12 protein-coding genes are annotated in these 13,025 nt (G+C 68.4%); 6 read left to right on the top strand and 6 right to left on the bottom strand.

Annotated elements, in window-relative coordinates:
* Window positions 1–6: 6 nt before the first annotated feature.
* The 6 genes from dapE to map all read right to left on the bottom strand — a co-directional run bounded on the left by dapE (window position 7) and on the right by map (window position 6,888).
* Complete coding sequence (gene dapE / locus AC5P74_RS07345; protein ID WP_005415868.1) at window positions 7–1,134, bottom strand: succinyl-diaminopimelate desuccinylase; 1,128 nt, start codon at window positions 1,132–1,134, stop codon at window positions 7–9.
* Window positions 1,131–1,502 carry an arsenate reductase gene (locus AC5P74_RS07340; RefSeq protein ID WP_170944942.1) on the bottom strand — a complete coding sequence of 124 codons (372 nt, stop codon included), beginning with the start codon at window positions 1,500–1,502 and terminating at the stop codon, window positions 1,131–1,133. The genes dapE and AC5P74_RS07340 overlap by 4 nt, the downstream gene beginning before the upstream one ends.
* A 31-nt stretch (window positions 1,503–1,533) precedes the next feature.
* Window positions 1,534–2,400, bottom strand: a complete 867-nt coding sequence (locus AC5P74_RS07335; protein ID WP_346607923.1) for a hypothetical protein — start codon at window positions 2,398–2,400, stop codon at window positions 1,534–1,536.
* Window positions 2,401–2,402: 2 nt separating this feature from the next.
* Window positions 2,403–3,344 carry a 2,3,4,5-tetrahydropyridine-2,6-dicarboxylate N-succinyltransferase gene (dapD, locus tag AC5P74_RS07330; RefSeq protein ID WP_375366190.1) on the bottom strand — a complete coding sequence of 314 codons (942 nt, stop codon included), beginning with the start codon at window positions 3,342–3,344 and terminating at the stop codon, window positions 2,403–2,405.
* 137 nt (window positions 3,345–3,481) lie between these two features.
* Window positions 3,482–6,091: a [protein-PII] uridylyltransferase gene (locus AC5P74_RS07325; protein WP_487416920.1), complete on the bottom strand. Its 2,610-nt coding sequence runs from the start codon at window positions 6,089–6,091 to the stop codon at window positions 3,482–3,484.
* 20 nt (window positions 6,092–6,111) lie between these two features.
* Window positions 6,112–6,888: a type I methionyl aminopeptidase gene (map, locus tag AC5P74_RS07320; RefSeq protein WP_495204864.1), complete on the bottom strand. Its 777-nt coding sequence runs from the start codon at window positions 6,886–6,888 to the stop codon at window positions 6,112–6,114.
* Between the two features lie 239 nt (window positions 6,889–7,127).
* On the opposite strand from map, the gene AC5P74_RS07315 reads away from it, so the two are divergent.
* The 6 genes from AC5P74_RS07315 (at window position 7,128) to AC5P74_RS07290 (ending at window position 12,890) form a co-directional block, all read left to right on the top strand.
* Window positions 7,128–7,658: a Csu type fimbrial protein gene (locus AC5P74_RS07315; RefSeq protein WP_032954051.1), complete on the top strand. Its 531-nt coding sequence runs from the start codon at window positions 7,128–7,130 to the stop codon at window positions 7,656–7,658.
* The gene (locus AC5P74_RS07310) at window positions 7,658–8,407 is read left to right on the top strand and encodes a fimbrial biogenesis chaperone (protein WP_206620716.1); all 750 of its coding nucleotides are present in this window, start codon (window positions 7,658–7,660) and stop codon (window positions 8,405–8,407) included. Before AC5P74_RS07315 ends, AC5P74_RS07310 begins: the two co-directional genes overlap by 1 nt.
* A gap of 7 nt (window positions 8,408–8,414) precedes the next feature.
* Window positions 8,415–10,787, top strand: coding sequence for a fimbria/pilus outer membrane usher protein (locus tag AC5P74_RS07305; RefSeq protein WP_346607921.1), 2,373 nt, complete (start codon window positions 8,415–8,417; stop codon window positions 10,785–10,787).
* The gene (locus AC5P74_RS07300; protein WP_138952847.1) at window positions 10,784–11,821 is read left to right on the top strand and encodes a Csu type fimbrial protein; all 1,038 of its coding nucleotides are present in this window, start codon (window positions 10,784–10,786) and stop codon (window positions 11,819–11,821) included. Before AC5P74_RS07305 ends, AC5P74_RS07300 begins: the two co-directional genes overlap by 4 nt.
* 152 nt (window positions 11,822–11,973) lie before the next feature.
* Complete coding sequence (locus AC5P74_RS07295; protein ID WP_070489666.1) at window positions 11,974–12,192, top strand: hypothetical protein; 219 nt, start codon at window positions 11,974–11,976, stop codon at window positions 12,190–12,192.
* Window positions 12,192–12,890: a fimbrial biogenesis chaperone gene (locus tag AC5P74_RS07290; RefSeq protein WP_329841665.1), complete on the top strand. Its 699-nt coding sequence runs from the start codon at window positions 12,192–12,194 to the stop codon at window positions 12,888–12,890. Before AC5P74_RS07295 ends, AC5P74_RS07290 begins: the two co-directional genes overlap by 1 nt.
* The last annotated feature ends 135 nt before the right edge of the window (window positions 12,891–13,025 follow it).

Here is a 13,025-nt window from a genome sequence, read left to right as displayed (position 1 = left end):
CCCTCCTCACACCAGCAGCCGCTCCACCAGCCGCTGGTACAGCCCGGGCAGTGCTTCCAGTTCGTCCACGCGCACGTTCTCGTCCACCTGGTGGATGCTGGCGTTGACCGGCCCCACTTCGATGCACTGCGCGCCCAATGGCGCGATGAAGCGGGCATCGGAGGTGCCACCGCCAGTGCTTTCCTCCGGTGCACGGCCGATGTGCTCGGCCAGCACCGCACGCGCAGTGGCGCGCAGCGTGCCTTCCGGGGTGTAGAACGGTTCGCCGCTGCGATGCCACTTCAGCGTGTACTGCAGGGCATGCCGATCCAGCAGCGCGGTGATCTCCGCTTCCAGTTTCGGCGCATCCCAGTGCGGGTTGTAGCGGATGTTGAAATCCACCTCGAGCTCGCCGGGAATCACATTGTTGGCGCCCGTACCGGCATGGATGTTGGAGACCTGCAGGCTGGTCGGCGGGAAACTCTCGTAGCCGTCATCCCAGCGCCGTGCGCTCAGCTCGGCCAGGGCGGGCGCCGCCTGGTGGATCGGGTTGCGTGCCTTCTCCGGGTACGCCACATGGCCCTGTACGCCCTGCACCCGCAGCTTGGCCGACAGGCTGCCACGACGGCCCACGCGCAGCAGGTCACCGAGCGTCGCGGTCGACGACGGCTCGCCGGTGATGCACCAGTCGATGCGTTGGCCGCGCTCGGCGAACAGCCGTGCGACGTGGCGCACGCCATCGATGGCATCGCCCTCCTCGTCGCTGGTCAGCAGCACCGCCAGCGTGCCGGGATGATCGGGATGCGCGGCCACGAACTGCTCGGCGGCCACCACGAACGCCGCCACGCTGCCCTTCATGTCGGCGGTGCCACGGCCGTACAGCACGCCGTCACGGATCTGCGGCGTGAACGGGTCGCTGGCCCAGGCCTCGCGCGGGCCCGCCGGCACCACGTCGGTGTGGCCCAGCAGCACCAGCACCGGCGCGCCCTGGCCATGGGTCGCCCACAGGTTGTCGACCTCGCCCAGCCGCAGGTGATCGCACTGGAACCCGGCCTGCTTCAGGCGTGCCGCCAGCAGTGCCTGGCAGCCGGCATCGTCCGGCGTCACCGAGGGCCGTGCGATCAGTTCGCAGGTCAGGTCGAGGACAGCGCTCATGCGTCACCCACGCCGAAGCGGGCCTTGAAGCCATTGTCACTGAAACCCTGGCTGACCGTGCCGTCGGCGGTGACCACCAGCGGGCGCTTGATCAGCTGCGGGTACTCGCGCAGCAGCAGCTTCCATTCCGCCTCGGAATCTGCGGCCTTGCGGTTGTCCGGCAGCTGCCGCCAGGTGGTTGAGGACCTGTTGACCATCGCGGCCAGGCCACCCAGCTGCTCAGCCCACGCCAGCAGTGTTTCCGGGCTCGGCTTGTTGTCGCGGTAGTCGACGAAGGTGTACGGCACGCCGAAGCGGTCCAGCCACTTGCTCGCCTTCTTGCAGGTATCGCAGTTCTTCAAACCGTAGACAGTGGTACTCATGGCCATCTGTGATGCTGGAAAACAGAGGCCCAGAATCTCACAACAGGCGCTCGGACACGACCCGGAACGGTACCCTTGGCAGCCGGAAGGCCAGCCCCTCGTGCAGCGCCACGTCCATCGCCTGCAGGCGCGGGCACTGCAGTTCGCCTTCCAGCTGCAGCGGCTGCAGGCTGTCGACATCCACCTGCAGTGCGATGCGGGTGCTGGCCCAGCGACGGTCACAGGTGCGCGCAATGGCCTCATCCTGGCAGGTCAGGAAGCGCAGCAGGGCCTGATGGCCCCCGAAGGCCCCCCGCCACGCCCCGTCCTCCCAGCCCGCAGCGGCCCGCCACTGCAGGTGCAGCGCAGGCGCACTCCCCTGCCCGCCTTCGACCAGGGTGTGCCCATCGCCATCGACGCGCACCACATGCTCGAAGCGCGTGGACAGGTGGGGCTGCATGGCATCGCTGAAAGCGCGCGCGCCGGCGACGAAGGCCAGCTGATCCATCACGTTGCGATCGAACAGCACGACCGGGGTCCCGCCCGGATCATCGTCACGGCGCAGGTACCAGCGCCAGTTGCTCTGCCCTGGCGACGGCATCAGGCAGCGCAGCGGTCCCGCCAGCGCCGGCCCGAAGTGGCCATGGCGATAGCTGAGAACGGTGTAAGGCGCGCGTCCTGCATGGACCACGTAGTGATGGCCAGGTGGCGCTGGCGGGGCATGGCGCACATCGACCCACCAGCTCGCGTAGACCACGTCGCGCACGTCGCTGACCAGTACCGGCATCGGCCAGCGCCGCGACAGTGCCCGGCGCAACCGGGTCCAGCGCGGAGCGTGCAGCAGGCGCGGCAGCATCCGTCCGAACGCGTTGTCGGACGGATGCCGGTAGATCGCGGACTGCGCCAGGTCCTCCGGCGCACTCACCTTCAGTCGGCCAGGCCGCGCAGCAGGTCGTTGACGCTGGTCTTGCTGCGGGTCTTGGCATCAACCTGCTTGACGATCACCGCGCAGTACAGCGAGTGGGTGCCGTCCTTGCTCGGCAGCGAGCCGGACACCACCACGCTGTACGGCGGGATGTAGCCGTAGCTGATCTCGCCGGTGGCGCGGTTGTAGATGCGGGTGCTCTGGCTGAGGAACACGCCCATGCCGATCACACTGTGGTGGCCCACCACCACGCCCTCCACCACTTCCGAACGCGCACCGATGAAGCAGTGGTCCTCGATGATGGTCGGGCTGGCCTGCAGCGGCTCCAGTACGCCGCCGATGCCGGCGCCGCCGGACAGGTGGCAGTGCTGGCCGATCTGCGCGCAGGAACCGACGGTGGCCCAGGTATCGACCATGGTGCCTTCGCCGACGTAGGCGCCGATGTTGGTGAAGCTCGGCATCAGCACTACGTCCTTGCCGAAGTACGTGCCGCGGCGGGCGATCGCACCGGGCACAACGCGCACGCCGCCACGGCGGAACTTCGCTTCGTCATAGCCGGCGAAGCGCGATTCGACCTTGTCCCAGAACGGTGCCGGTCGTGCATCGACCACCGCCATGTCGTTGACGCGGAAATACAGCAGCACGGCCTTCTTCAGCCACTCGTTGACCTTCCAGCCGCCCTGGCCGTCCGGCTCGGCGACGCGGAATTCACCGCTCTCGAGACCGTCGATCACGCGGTTGACCAGCGGCCTGGTCGAGCCTTCCAGCTCATGCAGGGTCAACGTGGCGCGGCGCTCGAAGGCGCTTTCGATGCCGAACTTGAGTTCTTCCACGCCGGGTGCCGACGGCTTGCGCAGCGACTTGCGGGCGATGGTTTCGGCGCGGACGGCTTCGGCGCTCTTGGCCGGGGCCGGCTTCTTCACAGCACGCTTGACCGCAGCCATTTTCTTCGCCGGGGCCTTCACCGCAGCGGCCTTCTTCGGCGCAGTGGCCTTCTTTGCGGCCGGTGCGGCTGCAGCAGGTTTCCGGGCCGCTGCGCTCTTGGGGGTCGCGGCGGTCTTCTTGGCGGGCTTGGTGGCCATCAGGCGGGGTCTCCGGCGTTTCGATCAGGGTCCAGGCAGGCCAGCATTGCGTCATGCAGCTGCTGCCGGGCAGGTTCAGTCAGGGGGAGGTCGTGTTCGTCACTGATCACGAAGGTGTCTTCGGCGCGCTCGCCGAACGTGGCAATGCGCGCATCATGCACGCGCAGGCCCTGGTTGCGCAGCACGAACGCCACATCGGCCAGCAGGCCGGGACGGTCGGGAGCGACCAGGGCAAAACGGGTTGCGCCCGGTTCATCGCGGAACTCGATGCGCGGAGCGAAGCGGAAGTGCCGCAGTTGCCGCGGTACCACACGGCGCGACGGCCGCAGGCGCGCCAGGTCACCACTGAGTGCCTCGCGCAGCGCCGCCTCCAGGTTGGCACTGCTGCCATCGGCAAACGTGTCGGCCGGGTTCACTTCGAAGGTATCGAAGATGGTATCGGCCGGACCGTCCAGCACGCGTGCGCGGTGAATGCCATAGCCCTTGCGGTCCAGGGTCATCACGATCGCGGCGAACAGGCCGTCGCGGTCGGGCGAGTGCACGAATACTTCCAGCGCCGGGTCATCCACGCTGATCCGGCGCACCTTCACCAGCGCCTGGCCCTGCTTCACCGGTACCAGCGCGGCTGCCTGCCAGGCCAGCTGCTCGGGGCGCAGACGAATGAAGCCCTCATCCGGCATCACCGCGAACTGGCGATCGATGGTGGCATCGTCGTAACCCTGCTCGCGCACCAGTGCGCGCACGCTGTCACGTGCCTCGGCCACGCGTTCGGCGGCCGGTACCGGATGCTCCAGCCCCTCGCGCAGCGCGCGCCGGGTGGCGAAGTACAGGTCGGCCAGCAGGCGGTCCTTCCAGGCATTCCACAGCTTCGGGCTGGTGCCGGCGATGTCGGCACAGGTCAGCAGGTACAGGTAGTCCAGGCGGTCGCGGCTGCCGACCAGGGTGGCGAAGCGATGGATCACCACCGGATCGGCGATGTCCTGCTTCTGCGCGGTCACCGACATGCGCAGATGCTGTTCGACCAGCCATGCCACCAGCTCGGTATCGGTGCCACTGAGCGCATGCGCCTGGCAGAACGCACGCGCGTCCACCGCACCCAGTTCCGAGTGGTCGCCGCCGCGGCCCTTGGCGATGTCATGGAACAGGCCGGCCAGCAGCAGCAGTTCCGGCTTGCGCAGGCGTGGCCACACTTCGTGCGCGATCGAGAAGCGCTCGTCGGCACGGCTGCTGGCGAACTGGCCGATGTTGCGCAGGACCATCAGCGTGTGCTGGTCGACCGTATAGACATGGAACAGGTCGAACTGCATGCGCCCGCTGACCTGGGCAAACGCGGGGATCCACTGGCCAAGCACGCCCAGCCGCGCCATGCGCGAAAGCGTGTCGACCGGGCGCTGGCCGCGCAGCAGGGACAGGAACTGCTCGCGTGCATCGGCATCGGCCTGGTCGTAGGCCGGCAACAACGGCAGCGCTTCGGCCAGCGCGCGCGCGGTCAGCGAATGCAGGCCTCGCACCTGCGGATTGTTGGCCCAGCTGGAAAACAGGGCGAACACCTGGCCGATGTCACCGCGCGGCCAGTCGGCCTCGTTGGCGGCCAGGTAGCCGCGGCGCAGGGAGAAGCCCACGGTCAGCGGTTCCGGCTGGGCCTCGCCATCGAACTGTTCCTCGAAGCGCTGCAGCAGGCGGTCGCTGATCCGGCGCACCACCAGCGCGGCGCGGTAGAAGCCCTGCATCATTTTCTCGACACCGAGATTCTCGGCATCGTCTTCGAAGCCCAGGCGCGCGGCCAGGGTCTTCTGGTAATCGAAACGCAGGCGCTCTTCCGGGCGGCGCGCGACCAGGTGCAGGCCGAAGCGCAGCCGCGCCAGCACCGCACGCTCGCGCTTCAGCGCGGCCGCTTCGTCGGCACCCAGGTGGCCCAGGCCGACCAGCGCTTCCAGGTCGCGTACGCCGAAGGCGCGCAGCGCCATCCAGCCCAGCGTGTTGAGATCGCGCAGGCCGCCGGGACCATCCTTGAGATCCGGCTCCAGGTTGTCGGCAGTGTCGCCGAAGCGCTGGTGGCGGTTGCGCAGCTCTTCCAGCTTGGCCAGGAAGAAGGCACGCGCCGGCCACAGCTCGCGGTCGTCGATGGCCTCGCGCAGCGCACGGCGCGCTGCATCATCAGCCAGGATCGGACGCGCCTCGATCAGCGCGGTCAGCACGGTCTGGTCAGCCGCCGCCTCGCGGCACTGCAATGCAGAACGCACCGCATGGCTGACCGCCAATCCGCAGTCCCACAGCAGCGCGAACAGGCGTGCCAATGCCGCTTCATGCGCCAGTTGTGCGGGCGGGTCGCCGAACACCAGCAGGTCGATGTCCGAACGCGGAAACAGTTCCCCCCGGCCATAGCCACCGACCGCGAACAGCGACAGGCCGCTGTCGGCCGGCAGGCAACGCTGCCAGGCCAGGCGGATCAGATGGTCGGCCGCGCGCGCCCGCAGCGCCAGCAGGCGCTCGATGTTGTCGCCCTGGTCGAAGCGGCGATACAGGCGCGCGTCGGCATGCTGCAGCGCCTGGCGCGCGGCAGCAGCCCAGTCCGGGTCGTTGAGCGACGCGGCCGGCGTGTCCAGCAGCGAACTCGCCGGCAGCATCGTCAGGAGACCTGCGACTCGCCCGGCGACAGCGTCAGCACGTCGACGCCGGTCTCAGTGACCGCGACCATGTGCTCCCACTGCGCCGACAGCTTGCGGTCCTTGGTCACCACGGTCCAGCCATCCGGCAGCACCTTGTTGTAGCGGGTGCCCTCGTTGATCATCGGTTCGATGGTGAAGGTCATGCCGGGCTGCAGCACCAGGCCCTGGCCCGGGCGGCCGTAATGCACCACCTGCGGCTCGTCGTGGTAGACCTTGCCGATGCCGTGGCCGCAGTACTCGCGCACCACGCTGAAACGCTCGCCTTCGGCATAGCTCTGGATGGCATGGCCGATGTCGCCCAGGGTGGCCCCCGGGCGCACCGCGCGGATGCCGCGCCACATGGCTTCGTACGTGGTTTCCACCAGGCGGCGGGCCATCACCGACGGGGTGCCGACGAAGTACATGCGGCTGGTGTCGCCGTGCCAGCCGTCCTTGATGACGGTGACGTCGATATTGATGATGTCGCCATCCTTGAGCACCTTCCCTTCGCTGGGGATGCCGTGGCAGATGACATTGTTGACCGAGGTGCACACGGTCTTCGGGAAGCCGCGGTAGCCGACGTTGGCCGGAATCGCGCCCTGCACGTTCACGATGTGGTCGTGGCAGATGCGGTCCAGTTCCTCGGTGGTGACACCGGGCTTGACGTGGGGGGTGACGATGTCGAGCACTTCGCTGGCCAGGCGGCCGGCGATGCGCATCATCTCGATTTCCTGCAGGGTTTTCAGATTCACGCTCATGGCACCCATTATCGCCGATCCGGCCGCAATCTGAACGAACCCCACCCAACTGCCGATCCGGGTCATGCACGGTTCCGGCAAGGAAAGTGAAAGCGTGATGGCCTCCGCTCTTTCGCCTGCCCAATTATCACGGATTACAGACACTTACGCCTCCTAAGCTGGATCCACCGTCGTCAAAGCGGCACCGAACGTGCCGTCTTCGCCTTGTTCAACGGACCTTCGGGTCAGGGAGGTTGTTCATGCGATCCCCAGTTCGATCCCCGCTGGCATGGGCCGTGGCCGGGTTCCTGCTGTCCAGCCCGGCGATGGCCGCCGACACCACCACCTTCAATGTCACCCTGGTGGTCACCAAGGCCTGCACCATCACGGCGGCGGCCGCGACCAACGTGGACTTCGGCACCGCGGCATCAACCACCACCACGCCCACCCTGGGCCAGGGCACGGTGACCGCCCAGTGCTCGGCACTGACCCCGTACACGATCTCGCTGAATGCGGGCGCCAATGCCAGCACCGCCAATGACGTCACCACCCGGCGGATGAAGAACACCAATGCGGCGGTGACCGCCAACAACTACGTCGGCTACCAGCTCTACCAGGATGCCGCACATACCCTGGTCTGGGGCGCCACAACCGGCACCAACACCCAGGCCGGCATCGGCACCGGCCTGGCCGTGCCTTACATCGTCTACGGCCAGATCCTGAACCTGAGCACCAACAACCCGGCCGCCGGTAGCTACCTGGATACGGTTACCGCCACGATCACCTATTGATGGAGCACGCCCGCATGGCCGGATCCCGCCCGTGGCGCGCCACCGGCGTGGCGCTGCTCGCCCTGTACCTGCTCGCCATCGCGGCCGCCGGCGCTACCAGCCTGCAGGTGGCCCCGACCAGCCTGCAGCTGGAAGCCCGCCAGCGTGCCGGCGAATTGTGGCTGACCAACAGCGGCACCTCACCGGTGAAGCTGCAGGTACGCGTGTTCCGCTGGGTGCAGCAGGACGGCCAGGAACAGCTGCTGCCCACCGAGGCGTTGATGGCCACTCCACCGATGCAGGAACTGGCCGCCGGACAGCAGCAGCTGGTGCGGGTCATGCGTGCGGACAAGGAACCGCCAGCGGCACAGCAACATTACCGCCTGATCGTTGACGAGGTGCCCGACCTGGCCACCCGCGCGGGTGGCATGCAGTTCGTCCTGCGCTATTCGATCCCAGTATTCGTGCAGCCCTCGGCCGGCACGCTGGCGCCGCAGCTGCAGGCCCGGCTGGTAAAGCTGGCGGACGGCCGCAACGGCGTCGAAGTAGCCAATTCGGGCAACAGTTACGCTCAGATCGCCGATCTCGCGCTGGGCAGCGCCACGCGCCCGCGCATCGTCCATCCCGGGCTGCTGGGCTACGTACTGCCCGGCCAGGTGATGCGCTGGCCGATCGAACGCACGGCGATCGACCGCGACAACGACCAGATCACGGCCAAGCTCAATGGCGAGTCGGAACAGACGCCGCTGTCGCCCCCACCGGCTCGCTGAGGCGTTGATGGGCGCGCTGTTGGCTGCCCTGGCTCCCGCGGCGACCGAGGCCGCCGATGTGTCCGGCGTGGCCACGGCTGCTGATGTGTCCGGCGTGTCGGCCGATGCGATCCTGCCCGCCCCCACCCCACTGACCGCCAGCCAGACGCTGTACCTGGATGTGTCGCTCAACAGCACGCCGCGCGGCCTGCTGCCGTTCACCGAGAACCGTGGCCGGCTGCAGGCCAGCCCCGAAGTGCTGCGCCAGCTCGGCTTCAACGCCGGCGGCGATGCACCGGTCTACCTGGACCAGATCAGCGGTGCGGTGGTGCGCTACGACGCCCACATGCAGACCTTGGCGCTGGACGTGCCGCTGGACCAGCTGACACTGCCCACCACCGTGCTCAGCCGCCCGCAGACGCGCGCCCCCACCGGCAGCGCCTCGCCCGGCGTGCTGCTCAACTACGACGTCTACGGCAGCCGGGTGGACACGCTCGGCACCCTCAGCCTGAGCTCGGAGCTGCGCGTGTTCGGTATCGGCAATGGCACTTTCGAGAACACCGCCATCAGCCGCCGCTACCAGCAACCCGGCGATCGCCATTGGCGCGGCTCCAGCGTGCGCCTGGACACACGCTGGAGCCTGGATTTCCCCGATAGCGCAACGACCCTGGAGGTCGGCGATTTCTACAGTGGGTTCGTCGACTGGACCCGCCCCGTGCGCCTGGGTGGCCTGCAGATCGGCCGCAACTATGGCCTGCAGCCCTACCGCGTGCTGACGCCCACGCCGAGCTTCCTCGGCCAGGCCGTGGTGCCCTCCACGGTCGAGCTGTATGTCGATGGCCTGCGCCAGTACAGCGGGCAGGTGCCGGTCGGCCCCTTCCAGCTCGCAGCACAGCCCGGCATCAGCGGCACCGGCAACGCGCAGGTGGTGGTGACCGACGCATTCGGACGCATGCAGACGCTGGACTTCAGCTTCTACGGCACCCAGCAGCTGTTGGCCAAGGGCCTGTCGGACTGGTCGGTCGGCGTCGGCCACCTGCGCCGGGATTTCGGCGAGCGCTCCTTCGCCTATGACGATCGCACGGTGGCCAGCGCCAGCTGGCGCGGCGGCGTCACCGACGCGTTCACTGGCGAGGCGCATGCCGAAGGCGGCGGCGGCCTGGCCCAGGGCGGCATTGGCGGCTGGTGGCTGCTCGGCGCCGCCGGCGTGTTCAATGCCGCCTATGCGCACAGTAACTACCACGGCCTGCAGGGTGGGCAATGGGCGCTGGGCTACAGCTGGAACAACCGTCGCTTCAACGTCAATCTGCGCAGCGTGCGCAGCCACGGCGACTACCGCGACCTGGGCGCGCTGCAGGGCAACCTGCCACCACGCATCAGCGAGCAGGCCACGGTCGGCCTGGACCTGCTGCGGCTGGGCACGCTCAGCGCCAGCTATCTGCGCCTGCGCTACCCCGAAGGCGACGACAACCGCTATGCCAGCCTGTTCTGGTCGCGCACCTGGAGCCAACGCTGGTCGGCCTACCTGTCGGTGAACCAGAACCTGGCCCGCAGCGATGACCGCAGCATCTACCTGTCGATGACTGCCAGCCTGGGCAACAATCGCCAGGCCAGCCTCTCCAGCCAGCGCAACGGCGACAGCCAGAGCTGGGTGGCGGACGTGACCCAGCCGGTGCCCGGCGATGGCAGTGCCGGCGGCGTCGGCTGGCGCGCACAGCTGCGCCACGGCGAGGACGGCAACGGCGGCCTGGCCGAAGTTGGCATCCTCAACGATGTCGGCCGCTATTCATTCGGCGCCTCGCGCCAGGGCGGGCTCAACTATGCCTACGCCAGTGCCAGCGGCAGCCTGGTATGGATGGGCGGGCACGCCTTCGCCACGCGCGAGGTATCCGATGCGTTCGCGGTGATCAGCACCAATGGCGTCGGCGGCGTCCCGGTGCGGCTGGAGAACCGCCTGATCGGTGTCACCGACGATCGCGGCCTGCTGCTGGTCAGTCCGTTGCTGTCCTGGCAGCGCAACCGGGTCTCGATCGACACCCTGGACCTGCCCGAAGACATGCGTGCCGACCGCATCGAGGACTGGGTCACGCCGCGCCAGCGCGCCGGCACCCGCGTGACCTTCCAGCTGCGTTCGCGGTCGTCACTGAGCCTGACCCTGCTGGCGATGGACGGCCAGCCTCTGGAGGTGGGCAGCGAGGTGCAGCTGCCTGACGGTCGCCAGGCCACGGTCGGCTACGACGGCCTGCTCTACCTGGAAGATGTCGCCGCCGGCAGCGTGCTGTACGTCACCACCAGCCATGGCCCGTGCCGGGTGAAGGTACCGGACCTGCCCAAGGTGGTGGCGTCCGGTGCCCGCCCGAAGCCGGCACCGCAGCAGTGCATTCCGGAGGTGGCGCCATGAGGGTGCTGCTGCTCTTCCTGCTGCTGTGGGCCGGCCTGCTGGCAGCGGCGCCGGCCGGCGCCACCGCGGTCTGCACGGCGGTCGCCGATCCGACCCTGCCGTTCGGCAACATCAACAGCAATGCACCCGGCCCGAGCACGGCCAACCTCAACATCACGGTGACCTGCACCACCGCCGCGCTGAGCCTGCTGGCCACCACCGGCGTGCGCGTCTGCGTGGGCATCGGCGCAGGCAGTGGCGGCGGCAGCAGTTCCACGTTCCGCACGATGGCCACCTCTACCAGCGACACGATGAATTTCCAGCTGTACAACAACGCCAGCTTCGGCCAGGTCACTGGCCTGGTCCCGCGCGGCACGCCGCCAGCGCAGGAGCTGACCATGAGCTACAACGTACCGCTGCTGACCGGCGGTAGTGGTGCGCAGACTGTGCAGCTGTTCGGTCAGATTCCGGCCAACCAGGTCCTGGCCTCCGGCGCGTACAGCAGCACTTTCAGCGGTGCCAGCGTGGTGCTGACCTGGGCCTGGAACGAGGTGCTGGCCGGTAGCGCCACCGTCCCCGCCACATGCAACGGCGGCGCCACCGGTACCAACAGCGCGAGCGCGGCCTTCAGTTTCACCGCTACCGCCAACGTGCTGCCGCAATGCGGCAGCTACGTCACCACCAACATGAATTTCGGCAACGTCACCGGCGGCATCCCGGCCAACATCGACCAGACCGCCACCCTCACCCTGACCTGCCTGAAGAACACCGCCTTCCAGGTCGGCCTGAACAACGGCCAGAACAATCCCGCCGCCACCACCACCCGGCGCATGGCCACCACCATCGGCAACAGCACCTACTACCTGCCCTACGAGCTGTACCGGGATCCGGCACGAAGCCAGCGCTGGGGCAACACCCTGACGGTCGACACGGCCAGCAGCACCGGCACCGGAAGCGCACAGCAGCTGACCATCTACGGCCGGGTACCGCCGGTCACCGGCCAGCCCCCGGCCGGCACCTACAACGACCTGGTGACGGTGACGATCACCTACTGACCTGCGTGCCGACCAACGGTCGGCACCCACCGGACGAAGGCCGTGTCGAGCGCGGGCTCGGCGCTACAGTTGCGGCGCATCCGGCCGATACCGCGCAGCGAGTCTTTCAGCACGGTGGGTGGCAGGTGGTTCGCGCATTTCTGATCGGGGCGATGCTGGTCGCCAGCACGCCGGCGCGCGCCGAACCGCGCAGCAGCACGCTGCAGATCCGGCTGACCGTGGTCGAATCCTGCAGCGACGATGGCGGCGCTCCCCGTTGCGCGGCGCCCCACCAGCGCAGTGACGCCCCCAAGGTGCCGCCCCAGGTCCGCGACCTCGCACCACCGGCGACAGACGACAGTGCAATGCCTTCCGTGACCCTCATCTACTGATGCGCGCGCTGCTGATCCTGCTTGGACTGCTGCTGGCGCAGCCCTCGGCGGCGCTGGAGCTGTTGCCGACCACCCTGCAGCTACCCGCCGAAGGCGGCCGCGCGGAACTGTGGCTGCGCAATCCGGGGCCCGGCCGCTGGCAGGGGCAGGTGCAGGTGCTGGCCTGGGAGCAGCAACTGGACGCCGAACGACTGCAGCCCAGCGACCGGATCCGGGTCAGCCCTGCGCGGCTGGACCTGGCCCCTGGCAGCACCCAGCGCGTCTGGCTGCTGCCAGGCAGTCCGCCAGCATCGGTGGGTGAACAGGCCTATCGGATCGTACTGGCGCCGGCCTTGCCGGGATTGCCCCGCTACTCGCTGCCGTTGTTCCGCGGCCCAGCGGCGCCAGCGCTGCATGCCCGGCTGCAGGCCCGCATCGAGGCATTTGGGCCTCAGACCATGCTGCGACTCAGCAATTCCAGTACGCTGCATGGCCGCCTGCACGATCTGCGATTCATAGCGGCCGACGGCCAATCGTCGCTGCTGGTGGCCGGGCTGGCCGGCTATATCCTCGCAGGCCATGAACGCCGCTGGCCCCTGCCTGCCCGCCCCGATGGCTATGTGGGCGGCCACTTCCGGGCCCGTCTGCAGGACGGCCGCGAGGTCGATCTGGCCGCATCTGACCCTGCAATTGCAGCGGACGCCCCCAGCGGGCTATAATCGACCGGATTCCTGCCGCCTGCGTGCGCGGGAGCCCGTCCACACCGGACGTCACCGGTGAATCCACACCTGCTGCCCCCATCCGTGCCGGGGTGCTCCGCGAGGAGTTCGGCCACGGAGGCAACAGGGAAGCCC

This window comes from Stenotrophomonas sp. YJH_SMC_94-11 (assembly GCF_059370435.1).
Note: the sequence above shows the minus strand (reverse complement) of the source record. Positions and strands in the feature narration are given on the sequence as shown.